The sequence below is a fragment of the Neorhizobium sp. T7_12 genome (assembly GCF_002968535.1).
In the GTDB taxonomy this organism is placed as follows: domain Bacteria; phylum Pseudomonadota; class Alphaproteobacteria; order Rhizobiales; family Rhizobiaceae; genus Neorhizobium; species Neorhizobium tomejilense.
Genome location: NZ_PVBK01000005.1, coordinates 307,354 through 326,022 on the forward strand (window position 1 = coordinate 307,354; position 18,669 = coordinate 326,022).

At 61.1% G+C, this 18,669-nt stretch carries 18 protein-coding genes; 6 read left to right on the top strand and 12 right to left on the bottom strand.

The features are described from left to right. Positions 1-26: 26 nt before the first annotated feature. The 3 genes from C5J26_RS14950 to C5J26_RS14960 are packed head-to-tail and all read left to right on the top strand — an operon-like array spanning position 27 to position 4,008. On the top strand, positions 27-1,658 hold the full coding sequence (locus tag C5J26_RS14950; protein ID WP_105402439.1) for a thiamine pyrophosphate-binding protein: 1,632 nt from the start codon (positions 27-29) through the stop codon (positions 1,656-1,658). Next, positions 1,579-2,787, top strand: coding sequence for an OpgC family protein (locus tag C5J26_RS14955; protein ID WP_256386081.1), 1,209 nt, complete (start codon positions 1,579-1,581; stop codon positions 2,785-2,787). The genes C5J26_RS14950 and C5J26_RS14955 overlap by 80 nt, the downstream gene beginning before the upstream one ends. Before the next feature lie 9 nt (positions 2,788-2,796). After that, positions 2,797-4,008 (top strand): CaiB/BaiF CoA-transferase family protein, encoded by a 1,212-nt coding sequence (locus C5J26_RS14960; RefSeq protein WP_105402441.1) that lies wholly within the window; start codon positions 2,797-2,799, stop codon positions 4,006-4,008. 157 nt (positions 4,009-4,165) lie between these two features. Here C5J26_RS14960 and C5J26_RS14965 read toward each other — a convergent pair whose 3' ends face one another. From C5J26_RS14965 to C5J26_RS14985, 5 genes are all read right to left on the bottom strand, one after another. Beyond that, complete coding sequence (locus tag C5J26_RS14965) at positions 4,166-4,624, bottom strand: YHS domain-containing (seleno)protein (RefSeq protein ID WP_105402442.1); 459 nt, start codon at positions 4,622-4,624, stop codon at positions 4,166-4,168. A gap of 169 nt (positions 4,625-4,793) precedes the next feature. Then, positions 4,794-5,216, bottom strand: a complete 423-nt coding sequence (locus C5J26_RS14970; protein WP_105402443.1) for a DoxX family protein — start codon at positions 5,214-5,216, stop codon at positions 4,794-4,796. Positions 5,217-5,278: 62 nt separating this feature from the next. Then, entirely contained in the window at positions 5,279-5,833 is a 555-nt protein-coding gene (locus C5J26_RS14975) for a hypothetical protein (RefSeq protein ID WP_105402502.1), read from the bottom strand. 133 nt (positions 5,834-5,966) lie between these two features. After that, a complete protein-coding gene (locus C5J26_RS14980; protein WP_105402444.1) occupies positions 5,967-6,776 on the bottom strand; it encodes a PHB depolymerase family esterase in 810 nt (269 codons plus the stop codon). Between the two features lie 526 nt (positions 6,777-7,302). Continuing rightward, positions 7,303-8,535, bottom strand: coding sequence for a TetR/AcrR family transcriptional regulator (locus C5J26_RS14985; protein ID WP_105402445.1), 1,233 nt, complete (start codon positions 8,533-8,535; stop codon positions 7,303-7,305). 136 nt (positions 8,536-8,671) lie between these two features. On the opposite strand from C5J26_RS14985, the gene C5J26_RS14990 reads away from it, so the two are divergent. The 3 genes from C5J26_RS14990 to C5J26_RS15000 all read left to right on the top strand — a co-directional run bounded on the left by C5J26_RS14990 (position 8,672) and on the right by C5J26_RS15000 (position 11,320). Further along, the gene (locus tag C5J26_RS14990; RefSeq protein ID WP_105402446.1) at positions 8,672-9,460 is read left to right on the top strand and encodes an enoyl-CoA hydratase/isomerase family protein; all 789 of its coding nucleotides are present in this window, start codon (positions 8,672-8,674) and stop codon (positions 9,458-9,460) included. Between the two features lie 207 nt (positions 9,461-9,667). After that, positions 9,668-10,639 carry an alpha/beta fold hydrolase gene (locus C5J26_RS14995; protein WP_105402447.1) on the top strand — a complete coding sequence of 324 codons (972 nt, stop codon included), beginning with the start codon at positions 9,668-9,670 and terminating at the stop codon, positions 10,637-10,639. Between the two features lie 3 nt (positions 10,640-10,642). Then, positions 10,643-11,320, top strand: coding sequence for an FMN-dependent NADH-azoreductase (locus C5J26_RS15000; RefSeq protein WP_105402448.1), 678 nt, complete (start codon positions 10,643-10,645; stop codon positions 11,318-11,320). A 316-nt stretch (positions 11,321-11,636) separates the two neighbouring features. Here C5J26_RS15000 and guaA read toward each other — a convergent pair whose 3' ends face one another. The 7 genes from guaA to C5J26_RS15035 form a co-directional block, all read right to left on the bottom strand. Beyond that, the gene (gene guaA / locus C5J26_RS15005; protein ID WP_105402449.1) at positions 11,637-13,214 is read right to left on the bottom strand and encodes a glutamine-hydrolyzing GMP synthase; all 1,578 of its coding nucleotides are present in this window, start codon (positions 13,212-13,214) and stop codon (positions 11,637-11,639) included. A gap of 61 nt (positions 13,215-13,275) precedes the next feature. Beyond that, positions 13,276-13,929, bottom strand: a complete 654-nt coding sequence (locus C5J26_RS15010) for a 5'-methylthioadenosine/S-adenosylhomocysteine nucleosidase (RefSeq protein ID WP_105402450.1) — start codon at positions 13,927-13,929, stop codon at positions 13,276-13,278. Continuing rightward, the gene (locus C5J26_RS15015; protein ID WP_105402451.1) at positions 13,926-14,375 is read right to left on the bottom strand and encodes a PaaI family thioesterase; all 450 of its coding nucleotides are present in this window, start codon (positions 14,373-14,375) and stop codon (positions 13,926-13,928) included. Before C5J26_RS15015 ends, C5J26_RS15010 begins: the two co-directional genes overlap by 4 nt. Before the next feature lie 71 nt (positions 14,376-14,446). After that, the gene (locus C5J26_RS15020) at positions 14,447-14,899 is read right to left on the bottom strand and encodes a TspO/MBR family protein (protein WP_105402452.1); all 453 of its coding nucleotides are present in this window, start codon (positions 14,897-14,899) and stop codon (positions 14,447-14,449) included. Positions 14,900-14,936: 37 nt separating this feature from the next. Then, positions 14,937-16,019 carry a DUF1513 domain-containing protein gene (locus tag C5J26_RS15025; RefSeq protein ID WP_105402453.1) on the bottom strand — a complete coding sequence of 361 codons (1,083 nt, stop codon included), beginning with the start codon at positions 16,017-16,019 and terminating at the stop codon, positions 14,937-14,939. A gap of 4 nt (positions 16,020-16,023) precedes the next feature. Continuing rightward, positions 16,024-17,127: an imelysin family protein gene (locus tag C5J26_RS15030; protein ID WP_105402454.1), complete on the bottom strand. Its 1,104-nt coding sequence runs from the start codon at positions 17,125-17,127 to the stop codon at positions 16,024-16,026. Next, positions 17,127-18,665 carry a di-heme oxidoredictase family protein gene (locus C5J26_RS15035; RefSeq protein WP_105402455.1) on the bottom strand — a complete coding sequence of 513 codons (1,539 nt, stop codon included), beginning with the start codon at positions 18,663-18,665 and terminating at the stop codon, positions 17,127-17,129. Before C5J26_RS15035 ends, C5J26_RS15030 begins: the two co-directional genes overlap by 1 nt. Positions 18,666-18,669 lie beyond the last annotated feature (4 nt).

Here is an 18,669-nt window from a genome sequence, read left to right on the forward strand (position 1 = left end):
ACTACATCAGATTCGAGAGATTTATAGTGACCGCGGAAAGCTTCGTAACGCCGAGAGTTGCCGACATCGTCGCCAGGACGCTTCATGCCCATGGCGTCCGTCATGCCTTTGGCATGCCGGGCGGAGAAGTGGTCACGCTGATCGACGGCCTGGAGGCCTCCGGCATCACCTTTCACCTTGCGCGCCATGAAACCGCGGCGGCGATCATGGCGGCGGGCGCGAGCGCGATGACGCAAAATCCGGAACTTCTCGTGACGACCGTGGGCCCGGGCCTTGCCAATGCGGTCAACGGCATCGCCGACGCTGCCCAGGAGCGCGTCCCCTTGATCGTCCTATCAGGCATTGTCGACCGTCCGACCCGCGCGCGTTACACCCATCAGGTGATCGACCATGCGCAGTTGCTGCGACCGCTGGTCAAGGCTTCTTTCGAAATCGAGCCCGAGAGCGCTGCTTCCACGGTCGCTCGTGCACTCGCGCTTGCCATGACAGAGCCGATGGGTCCCGTCCATCTCGACCTGTCTCCGGCGACGGCTGCCACGGTCTCGCCAACCTTGAATGTCATTTCGCCTCCGAAGCTTCTGAAGCCCTCGGTAACAATGACGGATCCGACCGTTCACACACTTTCCGAGAGGATTGGCCGGGCGCAACGACCGCTTTTTATCGCTGGTCTTGACGCCGTGCGAGATCATGCCGGTCCGGCACTCCAGCATCTGGTCGAAAAAATTGGCGCGCCGGTCATCACAACATATAAGGCCAAGGGCATCATCCCCGAGAACCACCCGCTGTCGCTTGGCGCCGCCGGATTGTCACCGCTGGCGGATCAAATTCTTCTGAACCTGGTCCGGGATTCGGATCTGGTCCTGTTGATTGGGTACGACCCAATCGAAATGCGGCTCGGCTGGCTGGATTTCGTCGGAGATCCAGCAAAGCTTGTGGAGATTTCCGACACTGCCCCGGACCACGGCATGCATCATGCCGGCACCAGAATCCAGGCTGCACCTCGCTCTTTTCTACAGGCGCTGGCCGATATTCACGCGGGGCACAAGACCTGGACGGCTGGCGAACCCGCCGCCGTGAAAAACGAACTTGCCCGTTTATTCGCAAGCAATGGCAGTTGGGGACCGCACGCAATTATCGAGGCCCTCAATGCCGTCGCCGGTCAGGAAGCAATCGTCACCGTCGACAGCGGAGCGCATCGCATTCTCCTGTCGCAAAAATGGGTTGCTCAGCGGGCGATGTCATTGCTGCAATCAGCGGGCTTTTGCACCATGAACGCGGCCTTGCCGCTTGCGATCGGTGCCAAGGTCGCCGATCCATTACGTCCGGTTTTCGCCGTGATGGGCGACGGAGGTCTTGAGATGGGAATCGGCGAGCTAGCTACGCTACGCGATCTTAATCTGCCCATCACCATCGTGCTTTTTCAGGATCGCAGCCTAGCGCTGATTGCGCTGAAGCAGGCATCCGCCGGTCTGAAATCGGCCGGCGTCACGCTCGGCGAAACTGACTTTGCAGCCGTCGCACGAGGGTTCGGCGGCTATGGCGTCAATGTGGAGAATTGTGATGACTTCCGCAACGAGCTTGAGGCAGCCGGTAAACGCCCAGCCTTCAGTCTCATCGCCTGCAGGTTCGACGCAAGCGCCTACAACGGCGCCTTCTGATCACGCCCAGGCGGCACCGCCGGCCGGTCACAGGACAAAGCGTCCGCGGGATCCGCGCCTCGATTTCTTTCGCGGCGTCGGCATGCTTATCATCCTGCTCGCTCATATCCCTAACAATAATTGGGCGCTCTGGATCCCGGCCCGCTTCGGCTTTTCAGACGCGACCGAGATGTTCGTCTTCCAATCAGGGATGGCTTCTGCCGTCGCTTTCGGATCGACTTTCGACCGCAACGGTCCGGTCGCCCTCATAGCGCGCGTGGCGCAACGCATCTGGCAGATCTTCTGGGCTCACATCGCCGTCTTCATTACCGTCACAGCCATCATGGTCGTCGCGGGGACACGATACGATGGCGTCACCTACGTCGAAAGCCTGAACCTCGTGCCGTTCATGCAGAACCCGGGCCAGCTGCTGGTCGGTCTGCTGACCCTGACCTACGTGCCGAACTATTTCGACATTCTGCCGATGTATATCGTCATTCTGGCATTGATGCCGGCGATGATCCTTGCGTCAAAAATCCACCGCTTCCTGCCGTTTGCCGCCATGATCACCCTGTGGCTCGCCACGCAATTCGAGCTGACACAGCTCCCGGCCGAGCCATGGTCGGATCGCCCCTGGTTCTTCGATCCGTTCGGCTGGCAGCTCCTGTTCTTCACCGGGTTTTTCCTGATGCGCGGCACCCTGCCAGCGCCCCGTTTCGATCGCCGCCTGATGGGGCTGGCCGCCATCACCTTGATAGCAACAATTCCTTTTGCCTGGGTACGGTTTCAGGAGATGCATCCGTTTCTCCAGATGACCGCTGCGCGGATCGCTCCGCTGACCGACAAGACCGATTTCGGCCTGCTGCGCTTCGTTCATTTCATGGCGCTCTGCTACATCGCCGTACATCTCGTCGGCAAGAAAGGCTCCCGGCTGCGCGGCTCTGCCGTGCGCGTTCTGACGGTCGTTGGACAGCAATCGCTCGCCGTCTTCATCACCGGTATTGTGATCGCCCAGCCGATCGGTATTGCGCTTGATCATGCCGGTCGCACCGTTTCTGCCGAGGTAATTGGAAACCTGACTGGCTTCGGCGTGCTTATAGGAACCGCCTATCTCCTACGCTGGTTCAAGAGTTCCCCCTGGAAATCGTGAGAATCCCGAATGTCTGACCATCAAAAACCCGCCAGCCTCGAAGGTCTGCGCATTCTCGACCTGTCGCGGATTCTCGCTGGACCAACCTGCACGCAGCTGCTCGCCGATCTCGGTGCCGATGTCATCAAGGCCGAGCGGCCTGATATTGGCGACGACACCCGTAGTTGGGGGCCGCCCTTCGTGCCGGATGCCGACGGCGGCGACAGCGATCTCAGCGCCTATTTCCTGTCCGCCAACCGCAACAAGCGGTCGATAGCCATCGATCTCGCCAGCGATGAAGGTGTTGCGCTTGTCGAGCGGCTGGCGGCTGTCTCGGACGTGGTGATCGAAAACTACAAGCCGGGCGATCTCGACCGCCGCGGACTCGGCTATGAGGATATTCGCAAGATCAAGCCGGATATCGTCTGGTGTGCGATATCCGGTTTCGGCCAGACCGGACCCTATGCCGAGAGAACCGGCTATGATTTTCTCGTCCAGGCGATGGGCGGCATCATGAGCATCACCGGCGAAAGCGATGCGGCCGGTGGCCGGCCCCTCAAGGTCGGCCTTGGCATCGCCGACGTGATGTGCGGCATGTATGCGACCGTCGGCATCCTCGCCGCTCTCCGCCATCGCGACCGCACGGGCGAAGGCCAGTATATCGATCTGGCGCTTTATGACAGCCAAGTTGCCTGGCTTATCAATGCCGCGACGAACCATCTGGTTTCGGGAAAGGTGCCAGGGCGGATCGGCAACCGGCATCCCAACATCGCTCCCTACCAGACCTTTACAACGGCTGCTGGCGAAATCGCCATCGCGGTCGGAAACGATCAGCAGTTCGCCCGCTTCTGTACGGCGATCGGCTGTCCCGGTCTGGCGGGCGACGAGCGGTTTCGCCGCAACCGTGATCGCGTTGCTCATGTTGATGCACTGGACCGGCTTGTGACGGAGGCTCTACAAGCCGACACCGCAGAAAGCTGGGAGCAGCGCCTTGTCCATGCCGAAATCCCTGCAGGCCGGGTCGCCACGATCGATCAGGTCGTGGCCAATCCGCATACCTTGGCGCGTGAAATGATCATGCCCATGGAAACAGTGGACGGACAAATCGTCCGCCTGCTCGGCAACCCGCTCAAAATGTCCGCAACCCCGGTTCGTTTCGATCGGGCGCCGCCGCATGTCGATCAGGATAAGGACGCCATCCTTCGCGACCTCACGATGCTCGAAGCTGCTCGCCGGACTTAAACTGTCGCTTGATCGCGTCGCGCAAATTGTCTTGCCGATGACGAAGAGCGACGTGCCGACAAAGTTGAGGGCAAGCGCCGGCGGGCGTCGCCGTCATCAACCTGAAAGGTCCCTATCCGCAATGGGTCGGATAGGTGATTCATGTCGGCATCGGGACTTACGGATCAGGTTGCACCCTGACCGTACCCCAGTTTGCGTCGGCCTTTTTGATATACCCGCTGACATCCCCTCTCCACGTCTTGAGGACGCTGTCATTGTAGTTGAGGTAGAGCTTGTTATCGACCACGGTAAAGGCTTGGGGTTCGGTCGACGCCTTGTAGCCCTGCGCCGTCCCAAAAGCGCAATAGCCGCCATACTGCGGAGCAAAATACCCGGGGTTGGCGGTGAATGCATCGCGATGTGCGGCGGATGCAAAGTGGAATGTCGCCTCTTGGTAGGTTGCCTTATATTTATCCGACCCTTTCACCGGCTTATGGTCTGTGAAATAGGCGACGGGATCATAGCCGTTGATGGCCACACCATTCGTCGTAAAAACCTCCGCGGAATAGCCGACAGAGACGAAGGAAAGTGTGAGAGCCGCTGCAAGCGGCAGAATGGGGCGTAATGAGATCGTCATGATGTTATCCTCCTGTTGAACGAAAGCGGCCTGTCTTGCTCGTCACGGGATGCGTAGACGTTACATTAGCGCTTCCGCCATAACCAGAAATGGCCCACCCCCAGGCAGCTTGCGCCACGTCGCGACGCATGCTTTGCCGCCCGTGAGGGCGTTGACGACTTCCGTGTCCTCAGTCGCGGTCGACGAGGATCTTGCTGGCCAGCGCCGGGTTCTGGTCGCGATGCGCCCAGGCTACCATCACGCTCAGCGCGAAAAGCACGATCGCGGGGACGGGCGAGCCCGGCAGCACGAAGAGATGGGTCAAGGTGGCGCCGACCATGATCGCGGCGAGCAAAAGCGCACCGAGCGAGGCCACAGCCGGGACGAGTAGCGCGGCCGCGCCGATCAACTCGAGTGTTCCGGTGAAATACCGAAACCACTGCCCGAGCCCGATCTGCTCGAAGTTCTGAACCAATATCGGCAGGCCGTAGAGGTTGGCACTGCCGGCTGCGATGAAGGCCGCAGCAAGGAGAAGCTTGACGCTCCACAGTCCGATTTGACGCCAGCGCGGCGCCGCTTCATTCTTTATCGCCGGGCTGTCTGAACTCTGCATGGTAACTCCTCGTATGGAACAATCAATTCTACGGCTGCGCATGCGTCTGTCTGAACATGAGTTCATTGCGAACACATCGAGAGCGCCAGCTTCAATTCCAGCTCCCGGATTTTGCGGTCCTTCTCGGACACTTGCCTGATCATCTGCTCCATGCGGGCGTTCGGCGCACGCGATATCTCCCAGAATGTCACGGTGAAAATCACAGGTACGGTGGCGGCAGTTTTATCCTCGATAGCTGCCAGTTGATCTGACTGCTGCGATGGGCTTTCCGTCGCGACACGGCCCCAAATATTGAGAGTGCAACCGGCGCCTGTATCGCAGCGAACGAAGGCCTCCACCGCCGCTTCGCGTCGGACAATGGTGCGGCGAAACGCCGTGCTTTCGACGTGTATGCGAAACGTGGATCCATCGATGACATGGGGAAGCATCGCAACACTCGAGACGGTCTCGAACACGATACCGTGGCGTATCCGGGAAAAATCGATCGCTAACGCCCGCTGCGTCTGAACCAGATGAGCAATGCTCGGAGTGATAGCCTGCCCCCAGATAGCCGCACCTTCTCCGAAATGATGAACGATGGCATGGCCGATATTTGGACATGTAATTGACTGCAGCATGAGGGGTTCCTTTGTCATCCTCGAACGATCCGTCAACATCGCGTCGGATCAGGTTTGCGACCTTGCTGCCTGCTAATTCGTGGGAATGCAGGCAGTTGTTACAAAGGATCTTCGTTTTTTTGCAGCCCAGTGTTTATTTGGGAAAGCCCACCGCTGTCAGGCCAGCATCAAGCATATCGGCCCGTGCCTCATGGCCACCGTTATGGATGCACATGACACTGTCGCCCCGAATGCAGTCCGGGACATCGTCGCACTCGATGCTATCCAGCGTGACTTTCTTCGCAGCCTTCATGTCGCATTTGGCGCGCTCACGCAGAATGGCCAAGCTTTTGAGCGCATCACCCTGGTGGAATTTGGTGCCAATCGCCCGACCGGCGAGCGGAAATGTCTGATCAGCGGTCCCATGAAAATGTACCATTGGAGGAAGATCGGCGACGCAGTCATCCGGTTTTGGAAGAGGATTCCAGAACACGCCGGAGAAAGTCACCATCGCCGCGGCTTTCTCCCCCTGCTGGCAGGCGGTGTACCAAGCCATCGATGCGCCGATGGAAAAACCCCCGATCACCGTCTTGTCCGGGGTAAAACCGTAGCGTTGCCGCAGGTCATCAAAGACATTCGCGATGAACGCTTTCTCATCGCGACCCTGGCGGGGGGCGTGAGGAAACGCCCAACTTCCGTCGATGCCATCGACGGCTACATAGGCCAGATGATGCGCGAGCGTCATTTCGACCAGGGAGCGTTGCTGCATCTGCAACCCGGCGGAGCTTTTGAAACCATGGAAATAGACAAAGACGCCGCGAATGTCGCCATCGTGCGGCAACGCGATCCGATAGTTTCCCTCCTTGACCGGACAAGCAGTCTGCGCTTCGCAAGGCATTGCGGAAGAAACAGTAAGAGGCATGACGGCGATGAGGAGGAGAGCAGCGAGCAGGCATGTGCGCATGAAGATATCACCGGTGCTTATAATGATAAGTCTGTCAGAGACCTGATGAGTGGCGAGCAGTTTGCAAGGCTATGATTTCACCTGGCCCATACGTCCGCCAGCTTTCTTCGAGCCATGCAGTGAATTTTCCTTCGACGACTACCATCGTTTCCCGGTTGCTGTGGCGACACCACGTCCTCCGCGGCAGATTCATAACACCACTGGGAGCAAGTCATCTCTCACGTTTGGAGCGCACATCGGAGGTCAATTCGAATTGGACCGGTCGGCCGTCTTCTGCTGCACTACAGCCAAGGTGGAAGCCCTCACGACGACCAATCGGGAATTAGCGGGCTATGGCGTACACATAGGACGGTTACATTGTCGTTGAACCAATCGCCGCGCGTGCTTGGTTCACGGAAATCGTGAGCGTAGCGAGTGGTCGTCTTCGGGAATTGTGGCGTCCGCGATGGCTGCTCCCACCCCGGCAGGCCCCAGACAGCAAAGGGCAATCTACCGATCGGTAAAGATATCGACAGATTAGCTATACCTAATCTTTACCGATCGGTAATTGGGCGGATGCGGTCCACATAGCCAAGCTGCTCTCAACCAACGCCTCAAGCTCACGTTGGCTTGCGCCGGCCCCTCCCTGCGTGAGGATGCCGTGCATCAGGGATTGGACAAAGCGCACGAGACCTTCGACATTGATGGTCGGCAACAGGTCGCCGTCGCGCTTGGCCCGCTCAAACCGGGCCGCGAGCAAGTCGCGCCCGATGGCCTGGCGCCTGAGAACTTCGTTGCGAATGGGCTGCGCCTCATCACCGCCTTGCATTGCGTTAAGAACCATGAGGCAGCCGCGCGGTTGCCCCTCTGCCTGTTGATCGCGTAGCGCTCCCCTGAGCAGCGCTTCGAAAACGCCTCGCGCCGTCGGAGCCTGGAGCGCTTCAGTTAGGTAGTCTTTACGAAGTGACTGATAGAGATCGAGGGCCTTGAAAAACAAGGCTTCTTTGTTGCCGAATGCGGCGTAGAGACTGGGTCGAGTGATTCCCATCGCCTCAGTGAGATCATTCAACGATGCGCCCGCGAAACCCTTGGTCCAAAAGACCTTCATGGCTGCATCGAGCGCTGTGTCGGCGCTGAACCTTCGCGGGTCGCGGCCTAACTCGCCTGCCGGCGCCGCCCCCCTCGTTGAAGCGCTCGCGGCGGCCGCAACGTCGCTGATCGCCCGCCAGGCCGCCATCGCCTGTTCGGCACCCTCTCGCAAGTCGTCGTGCGGCGCGCCGCCGGCGGCTTTCACGGCGAGACCTCCGAGAACTGACGTCACATAGCTCGCCAGCCCTGAGGCATCAGCGTCCACAGGGAGTTCGCCACTCCGTTTGGCTTCTTCGAACCGGTCTCGCAGTTTCAGTTCTGCCAATTGGCGGCGATGAAGCAGGGCAGCGGGAATGTCGGCATTCTCACTGCCCATTGCCAAGCCCGCATGAACGAGTATGCGGCTGGACTCCTGCGCTGGCGAGGTCGTGAGCAAGCGCTTGACAACTTCTTCGGCCGTGGGGGCTGTGAGCGCCCACTCCCAGTGCTCGTCCTCGCGCGCACTACAGCGGCCGAGAACAGCGTCGAAAAGCCCGCGCTTGCTTCCGAAAGCCGCGTAGATGCTGGGAGAGTTCAAACCCATTGCTGCCGTCAGTTCCGCCATGGTTGAGCCGTCGTAGCCCCGGCGACCGAATACGTCCGCCGCGCGATCTAGCACTTCGCTTTCTTCGAACGCGCGGGGGCGGGCCATTGACAGCACTCCATTCTGTAACGTACATAACATAACAGGCTTTGGTCATCCGCCAATCGTGACGTGAGACGCGGGCCATTTTGTAGCAGGTGTTAGGCCTGCCTGGCTAGATAGTCAGCAAACCAGGAGGTAAAACATGAGTTCGTTCCGCTTCGAGCAACACGGTGCGGTGGGCAAACTGATCTTGCTCGGTGATGCAGACAGCGAGCCAGGGTCCGACTTTCCCTCGTCGCTGCGGGCCGCCGTTCGCCAGGCATATGTAAGCGACATCCGCGTCCTTCACTTGACGTCCGCGTCCGGCAACATCGCCGTGGCAGACGATCTGGGCGCCATCGGTGACAAGGGCTCGAAATTTCTCGAAGCGTTTGCGGCCGACATCCTGGCTTCGATCCGCCTCATCGAGGAACTGCCCGTCCCCACGGTTGCTTCGGTAGCAGGGATGGCCTTGGGCGGCGGTTTCGAACTGCTCCTGGCGTTCGATTTTCTGGTCGTCGCAGAGTCGGCGATGCTCGTCCTCCCGGAAGTGTCGGTCGGCGGCATTCCAATGGCAGGCGGGGTGCAGCGGCTCGCCGACCGCGTCGGCAAAACACTCGCTACTCGCTTCGTCCTGCTTTCGGAGCCAATTTTCGGAAAGATCGCAGTCGATCTGGGTATCGCAACCCATTCAGCGCCTGACGGCAAGTTGGAGGAGGTCTCCGACGAACTCGTGCGGCATCTCGCGACAGGGCCGACCCTCGCGTACGGCAAGGCGCGCACACTCATCCGCACCTGGGCCACCGGCGGCGTTGCGGCTGCCGACATAATCTCCACCCAGCTCGGCGCTGGCGTCCTCGACACCAAGGATGGCGCAGAGGGAATGGCCATTGCGGTCGCGGCTGTGCGCAAACATGAGCCGATTCCGAAGATCCAATTCGCAGGGAAGTAACTCGATCCGGCGCTGACATCAATTCTCGGAGTCAGGCAGCGGCTAGTCTGCGACCTGACTCAGAGACGGATGATAGAGAGTTCAAAGTAAAGCCGAACCCCATCTCGATCGCACGCGAACTATTATCGAACTGTGTACTTCACAGATCGATCTCAGCGGTCGCCGCATCGCGTGGGTCAATTTCACAATTCAAATGGAGCATGAAAGATGACTTTCGTGGATCGGAATAAATCGCTGAAGCAGACCTTTGTAGAAGCCAATGGCGTCAAGCTGAACGTTGTCGAGCAAGGCGAGGGCCCGGCTGTGCTGTTCGTCCACGGCTTTCCTGACGGATGGCGGGGCTGGCGCCGGCAGATGGCGGCAGTCGCGGCCGCGGGTTACCGCGCGATATCGTTCGATACGCGTGGCTACGGCGATAGCTCCAAACCTGAAGACGCCGCGCTTTACACGGTTCTCTACCATGTAGGGGACCTTGTCGGCATCCTCGCAAAACTCGGGATCGAGCGCGCTACCCTGGTCGGCCACGACTTCGGTGCGACGGTGAGCTGGAACGCGGCGGTGATGCGTCCGGATCTGTTTGACGCGGTCTTCGGCCTCAGTGTCCCTCCGGTGCTACCGGGTGCGGGGCCCAGCATGCTCGAAATGCTGAAGGCCGCCGGCAAGGAGGGCGCCTTTTATATGTTCCGCCACATGAAGCCGGAGGCCGACCAGGAGTGGGCGGATGCGGCCACGACTTTTCCGGGTGCTCTCTATTGGATGTCGGGGTTGCCCGATGCCTCCGAAGCATGGGGTCCGATGGATCCAAGCAAAGATATGCACCGGCCATCCCCGATCGGCATCCCGCCCTTCGCTGACCGCGAGGACGCCGAGACGATGATCGCAGGCTTCCAGCGTGATGGCTTCCACGGCCCACTGAATATCTATCGCGGCATGCAGCCCTATTTCGACCAAGCAAAAGCATTTGCCGGGGCGAAGATCCAACAGCCAGCCTTCTTTGCGTATGGCACAGCAGACAGCATGGTTAAGATGCGAGCTCTGAACGAGGAAGATCTCAAGCCAGCCGTGCCAAACCTCCAGGGGTTCCTACCACTTGAGGGCGTCGGGCACTGGCCACAGCTCGAGGCGTCTGAGGCAGTGAATGAGGCGCTGGTCGCCTTTCTCAACACGAGGAAGGCTTGAGCCGTGACGACGATTTTTCGTTTGGATGCAAGCATTCGTGCCGTCGGCTCTCAAAGCCGCGCGCTAGCTTCAACGCTCGAGGACTCTATCCGAACGCAACTGGCGGAGCTGGATGTCGTGAGGCGGGACGTTGGCCTTTCACCCCTGCCTGCAACAGCTTGGGGCCGTGCCGTGCAGGCTGGTCCAAAGGCCCTCAGCGAACGCACGACGGAGGAGGTGGAGGCGGCAGCGCTGGCAACCAAATTGGCCGATGAGATGCTGGCAGCAGATGCCTTCATTTTTTCGGTTCCGCTCTACAATTACGCTGTTTCGCAACACGCTAAGGCGTGGATTGACCTTCTGGTCACCGAACCGCGTTTCACCGTTAAGGTGCCGTCGCCGATCTCGAAGCGTCCCGCCTTTCTGATCTCAGCGCGTGGAGGCGCGTACGGCCCTGGCATGCCTAAGGAAGGCTGGGACCACGCGACGCCCTGGCTTAGGCGCATCTTCGAAGACAGCTGGGGATTGGACCTCCAACTCATCGATGTCGAGCTGACCCTCGCTGATGTTAATCCCGCTATGGCCTCTCTGCGGGACCTCGCGGCATCCAATCTTAAGCAGGCGCACGCCGCCGCCAAGCAAGCGGGAGAACAGCTGGCGGCGCGCCTTACAAAATCGCTGGTGGCTGAGCCGGGGCGGTGATCGCTGCGAACTGCAGGTAGGTCCTCAAGTCAGAGCTTCCAGACGCAGCGCTGACCAAGATGAATGAACGGCAAGTTTCGGGATTATCAACCAAAGCGCCCAACGGCCGAATTGAGGGCGCAAGCCCTTCTGCACGCCAAACTGCACTCCGGCCCTCTAGATCCACTTTACGTCATCCTGGAAGTACGCGCAGATCGGACGTGCGAAGCAGAATGGAGAACGCCAGCTCAATGGCAGTGAAATACGGACGAAGGACAATTACGCGACAGCGAAAACCACCGACGAAACTACGCTATTGCCGCCGTTTGTATCCCCTTCACTCCCACTCGATCGTGCCGGGCGGCTTGCTGGTCACGTCATAAACGACGCGGTTGATGCCGCGGACTTCGTTGATGATGCGGGTGGCTGTGCGGCCGAGGAAGTTCATGTCGTAGGGATAGAAGTCCGCAGTCATGCCGTCGACCGAGGTGACGGCGCGTAGCGCGCAGACGAAGTCGTAGGTGCGGTAGTCACCCATGACGCCGACCGTCTGCACCGGCAGAAGTACGGCGAAGGCCTGCCAGATCGTGTCATAGAGGCCAGCCTTGCGGATTTCGTCGAGGTAGATCGCATCGGCCTTGCGCAGGATATCGAGCTTTTCGCGGGTGACGCCGCCTGGGCAGCGGATCGCAAGGCCCGGACCCGGGAAGGGATGGCGGCCGATGAAGCTCTCCGGCAGGCCAAGTTCGCGGCCGAGTGCGCGCACTTCGTCCTTGAAGAGCTCGCGCAGCGGCTCGACCAGCTTCATGTTCATGCGTTCGGGAAGGCCGCCGACATTGTGGTGGCTCTTGATCGTTACCGAAGGCCCGCCCGAGAAGGAGACGCTTTCGATCACGTCCGGATAGAGCGTGCCCTGGGCCAGAAATGCCGGGGAACCCTTGCCGTCGGCGGCGATCTTTGCGGCTTCCGCCTCGAAGACTTCGATGAACAGGCGGCCGATCGTCTTGCGCTTCACTTCCGGATCGGAAACGCCAGCAAGCTGGGTCAGGAACAGGTCGGACGCATCCACATGCACGAGCGGGATATTGTAGTTGTCGCGGAACATGCCGACGACCTGCTCGGTCTCGCCCTGGCGCATCAGGCCGTGGTCGACATAGATGCAGGTCAGCTGGTCGCCGACCGCCTCGTGGATCAGCACCGCCGCAACCGAGGAATCGACGCCGCCGGAGAGGCCGCAGATGACCCGTTCCTTGCCGACCTGTTCGCGGATCTTGCGGATCATCTCGGCGCGATAGGCAGACATCGTCCAGTCAGACTTCAGCCCGACGATCTTGTGCACGAAATTGGAGAGCAGCTTGGCGCCGTCGGGCGTATGCACCACTTCCGGGTGGAACATGGTGGTGTAGTAGTGCCGGCTTTCGTTGGCCGCGATGGCGAAAGGCGCATTCTCCGAAGTCGCGATGACTTCGAAACCGTCCGGAAGCTGCGTGACGCGGTCGCCATGGCTCATCCAGACGGGATAGCGGCCGCCGACTTCCCAGAAACCTTCGAACAGCGGGCTCTTCGCCTTGATCTCCACGTCGGCGCGGCCGAATTCAGCTGCATGCCCGCCTTCGACGACACCGCCGAGCTGGGTTGCGAGCGTCTGTTGGCCGTAACAGATGCCGAGGATCGGAACCCCGCTGTCGAACACCGCCTGCGGTGCGCGGGGGCTGCCTTCGGTGGTGACCGATGCCGGGCCACCGGAGAAGATCACACCCTTGGGCTGAAGTTTCTCGAATGCTGCGCCTGCATGCTGGAAAGGGTGGATTTCGCAGTAGACGCCCGCTTCACGGATGCGACGCGCGATGAGCTGCGTCACCTGGCTGCCGAAATCGATGATGAGGATGCTGTCGGGATGAGCTATCTGGGTCATGGCGAGCCTTTAAAGAAACTTCGCCTTTCTGGCAACGGGGAACGCGGCGAAAATCGCGCCTTCAGAGGACGATAGCGCCATCCTCCAATCCCTCGAACAGGCTGTCGACCGCATCCGCCAACTTTTTGTCGATCACATGCAGGTATTCGGTCCAGTCGCCGACATGCTTCAGCTCTTCCTTGCCGTCCGAAATGCCGCGCAGGCCGATCAGCGGCAGGCCGAAAAGTTGGCAACAGCGCAGCACCGCGAACGTTTCCATGTCGACCATGTCGGCGCCGACGAGATCGTAGGCGGCACCGGAGACGATATTGCCCCCGGTCGATAGCGAGGCTTCCCTGACGCCGGGAATACGCAAGGGGAGCGGCATGATCGCCGGATGGTCGAGGAAGGGCGTGCGGCCCTTCTCGAACCCGAGCGGCGAGGCGTCCATGTCGCGATAGGCAACCGACGAGGCCTGATAGATTTCGGTCTGCTCAAGATTGCGGGAACCGGCCGAGCCGAGCGAAACGACGAGATCGGGCAGGTCGTCCGTCGCCTCCAGGCGTGTCAGCGCATGGGACAGCAGGACGGCTGCCTCGACCGGGCCGACGCCGGTCATCAGCGGCTTGATGCGGGATTTCAGCGCCGGGCCGTACTCGGCATCGACCGCCATCACGAAGAGAATGGATTTACCGCCGGCAAGGCTCGGCTCGCCGAGGGGAAGGGGAGAAGTCATCCAGTTACGTCCTCTCGGCCCCGTATCACCATCATGGTGCCGGTCATGGAAGCGATGAGTTTGGCGGGGCCGTCGCCGATCGCATAGGCGCGGCCGTCGGCGACTATTATCGTCGAGCCCGGCTTGGTGATTTCGCCACGGAACAGAAAACGATCGCCGCGGCCGGGCGACATCAGATTCACCTTGAACTCGATGGTGAGGATCGAGGCTTCCGGTTCGATGACGGTATAGGCGGCATAACCGCAGGCGGCATCAAGTGCCGCGGAAATCACGCCGGCATGCAGAAAACCGTGCTGTTGGGTAAGCTTGATGTCGAAAGGCAGCTCGATCTCGACTATAGCCTGTTCGACGCGTGTCAGCTCGGCACCCAGCATCGCCATCGCGCCCTGTCGACCAAAGCTCTGGCGCACCCGTTCGCGGAAATCGCCCGTGTCTCTCCCGTCCATGTCCCGCCCCTTTCGCAGATGCGAAATTGGCATGGCGGGCGATGTTCGGCAAGCCGTACGATGGAGCGTGCTTAATTCATGAGGACGATTGACAGGTTGAGGAGCGTGGCGAACGCGACCCAGAGCGCATAGGGCACGAAAAGCCATGCAGCCCTACGGTTTTCTCGCCAGCTGGCGACGATGAACAGCAGGATCGAGACCAGCAGCGGCACGATGACGACGAGGCCGAGAGCAGGGCTCTGGAGGCCGAAGAAGGCCGGCGACCACAGAAGGTTGAGCGCGGCCTGGACGGCAAAGAGAACGAGGCGGCGGCCGTTGTTCTGGTCATACCATGTCTCGGAAAGTGCGACGCCGATCAGGACGTAAAGGACCGTCCAGACGGGCGCAAAAATCCAGCCCGGCGGATTGAAGGACGGTTTGTCGAGCGACTGGTACCACTCGCCAGGTTGGTTGCTTGCGCCGCTCAAGGCGCCGAGTGCGACGCAGGCGACGATGAAGAGGATCATAACGACTGTTTTGTTCATGCGGCCGCAACTAGGGCGCTTCCGCAACGGGGAAAGGTCAGCCCAGCCTCACTATGTGCTGATCCCAGGCGACTTGGCTGCGTGTCTCGTTGAACTGCCCGTCATAGGAGGAAACCGCAATACCGTGGATGGCGGGGGCGACGCCGGCGGCCTCGCGGACGGTCTCTTCCTTCACCACGGCCCCGGTTTTCGCGTCGAGCGTGACCGCGGCCCCGCCGACCGGGGAGGTGAGGCCAACGACGTTGTCGCGACGGTTGACGGCGATGGCGCCGACGTAGTTGCCAAGGCGGACCGTTGTTTCCTCCGGCAGCGAGACGAAGGACAGGTCCTCGCCCTTGGCAAACCAGCCGGCGAGCGGCGGCAGCGCGTTGCGCGGGCCTTCCCATTGGCAGGCGAACCAGATCCGGCCGTTTTCCGCGATGTCGAGATGGCGGGTGGAGAGCTGTTTGAGCAAAGCGGGCAGGCGGTGCCGCTGGATGAGGGCGCCGGATGTGGCATCGAGCAGAACCAGCGACGGTTCCATGCGGTCGACATTGAGCTTGGTGCGCCCGAAATCCGGATGAGTCTCGATGCCGCCATTGGCGATGACCAGCAGCTTGCCATCGTCGGAGACGGTCATGTCGTGGGTGCCGATGCCGTGCGCGTCGAACTCTGCGATGCGGCGGAATTTGTCTCGCGCGTCGTAGACGCCGATCATGCCGCGATTGCCGTCGAAATCGTTCTCGCTGGCATAAAGCCGCGTCCCGTCCGGCGAGAAATGGCCGTGCCCGTAGAAATGCCGGCCTTCCGGGGAGGTGATCATCACCGGTTCCGTCTGCCGCGACGGATCGAACACCATGGCAAACGTGCCGGGACGGCGGGCGAAGGCGACGGTGCGGCCGGTGGCGGTGCTATAGGCCATGCCGTGGGCGCGGGCAGGAAGGGCGACGCGGTCGATGATCTCGCCGCGTTCCGAAACGGTGGCGACGCCGAACGAGCCGTCCGGCGCGCGAAAACCTGAGGCATAGACCGCATCGGTACGTTCGAGGGCCATCAGCGAGCGGGGCGCTAGCGCGGTGGTGAAGGTGATCCCCGCCGCCCTCAGGAAGCCCCGCCGGTCGATGGCCTCGCCGCGCCACATGGTCCTAGTCGCCGTCCGCAAACGAGAAGCCGGAACTGAGCCCGATCGCGCCGCCATAACCGTCGTTCAGCTTGGTGATCACGTCCTTTCCGTCCGCCAGCAGCGTATCGAGCTTCTTGCGCTCGGCGGCATTCTCGACCGCCTTTTCGAGATCCGGCGTGATCTTCGCCGAGAGCTCGATCATCGACTTCAGCTTCGCCTGCGTGGCGGCGACGATCGGCCGGTCCTTTTCCTTCAGCAGTTCCACCATACCGGATTTTTCGAGCAGGATCGAAAGACCTTCGAGATTGGCCTTGATGGCCGGCCAGGTGTTCTCCGAGCGCCAGAACAGGGCCTGTTTCGGGAATTTCGCCTTGTCGGCGCCCTTGTAGAAGGTTTCGATCCGCTGGTCGCGCACCGCTTCCGCGCCATGCACGAGAATGCCGAGCAGCGCCGTGATTGCCTCGCCGCCGGTGCGGAAATTGAGGTTGTCGGCTCCAGGCTGTTCCCACGTCTTCTGTATGCCGTCGGGCGCGTCCCAGATATCGGAAAGCTCCTTGGCGACATTGGTGATATTGCCGGCGATGGCCGCGCCGTAGCGGCAGCGATAACTGTCCTTCGCGTTCAGAAGCTCGTCGGAGCCCTTGCCCGCAAGCACGTATTCCAGCGCCCCGAAACCCTGCATGGCGACGCTCTTGGTGCCAAGCGTGGCGGGATCGGTGGCGGTCTCGTCGACCTTGGAGAGGACCGATTGGACCTGCTTCAACCCGGTGCTCTTGCGGTCGGGATAAAACAGGATGCGCTCGAAGCGGTTCTGCTCGATGACGGGACCGACACGCACCACCTCGATATGCGCCCAGCTGACCGCCGCATCGCGGAAGGCGCCTTTCGCGGCATCGTAGTTCGTCTTGGAGGGTGCCTCGCAGAGCGCCTTCATCGCCGTCGTCATCTTGCCCGCGGACTCGTGGAAGGCGTCGTATCCGGGTCGGATGAACCCGTCCACCGCCGCCGTCATCACCCTGGTGACGTCAGCCATCGGCAGATCCACCGAGGGAGCAGGTTCACCTTCCTGTGCGACAGCAGCGGCGGGAAGCAGCGAGACGAGTCCGGCAAAAAGGATCTTGCGCATCAGAGCGACTCCAGGAATTTGAGGAGGGCGGCACGGTCTTGTCTTCCGAGCGCGGCGAAGGCATCGCGGGCCTTCTGCGCCTCGCCGCCATGCCAGAGGACAGCCTCGGTCAGGTTTCTCGCCCGGCCGTCATGAAGGAAGAACGTGTGGGCATTGACGGTTTCAGTCAGGCCGATTCCCCAGAGCGGCTGGGTGCGCCACTCGCTGCCGGTGGCAACGCCCACCGGCTGGCTGTCGGCAAGGCCTTCACCCATGTCGTGCAGCAGGAAATCCGAATAGGGCCAGATCAGCTGGAAAGCCTGCGCCTTGTTGCCGGCATCGCGGCTGGTCACGAATTTTGGCGTGTGGCAGGCGGTGCAGCCGGTCTGGTAGAACAATTCCTTGCCCTTCAGAACCGCCTTGTCGCCGATATCGCGGCGGGCCGGTACCGCAAGGTTTTCGGAATAGAAGGTAACCAGTGGCAGGACAGGATCGGGTGCCTCGACCGGCCCGAGCCGTTGCTGCACACCGGTCGGCATGGCGAGGCACGCAGCCTCCGCCTTCGTGCAGTCGCCGTGGTCGAACGGATCGTCGGGGGTCGAGATGCCGAGGTCACCGGCAAAGGCGGACGAGCTCTGGTCGCGGACCGAGGCATTCTGCGCCTTGAAGCCGAAACGGCCGAGCTTCAGTTCGCCGGTCTTGTGGTCGCGCACCATGGCCGGCTTGCCGGAAATCCCGTCGCCGTCCTTGTCGTCCGGGTCCACCAGGCCGAGAATGTCAGCATCGTGGATAGCCTGGATCAGCCCCATGCCGATCATCGGCGGCGCGATCCGCGGCGAAAGCGTCACGTCGCCTTCCATCGCACCGTAGCCGAGGTCCGTGACCGAATAGGTCGGCTTGCGCAGGTTGATAACTTCGCCGTCGCCGAGCCTGACCGGGATTTCCTCGTAGGAAACCTGCATCCGGCCTTCGGAGGCGAGGCCGGACACGGCGAGGTCCTGCAACTGCTCGCCATAGATCGCGTCGGGGAAATTGAGCTTCCTGTAATCGGCGACCGCTTCGCGTTCCTCGTCGGTGCGCGCCGGACGAGCGAGCCGGAAGAACATCGAGGTCGCGTCGGCGCCGCCTTCCGGAGGATGGCCGCGGCCGTCCTTCAGATGGCAGCTCTGGCAGGCGCGCGCGTTGAACAGCGGCCCCAACCCGTCGGACGCCTGTGTCGAGGACGGCGCCGAGACCCAGAGTTTGGTGAACAGCGCATTGCCGAGCTTGAACGTCCCTTCTTCCTCGAAGGTGATGTTGGCGGAGAAATGCGAGAAGGCATCGCCATTGACATCGGCGCGGCTGGTCGCGGCCCCGCCCGACATGGTCTCGAACTGCTCGGGCTTGGAAAAATCCGTCGTCGGGCGCGTGACGCTCTCGACGCGTTTCTGGTCCTTCGGATTGAGATCCGTGCGGACGGTCGGAAAAAGCGCGTCGCCGCCGGTCGCGATCAGCGGCATGAGAAAGAGAGCGCCCGAAAGGATCGGCAGCAGGAAGACGAAAGGCTTGGGCGTTCTCATAGGG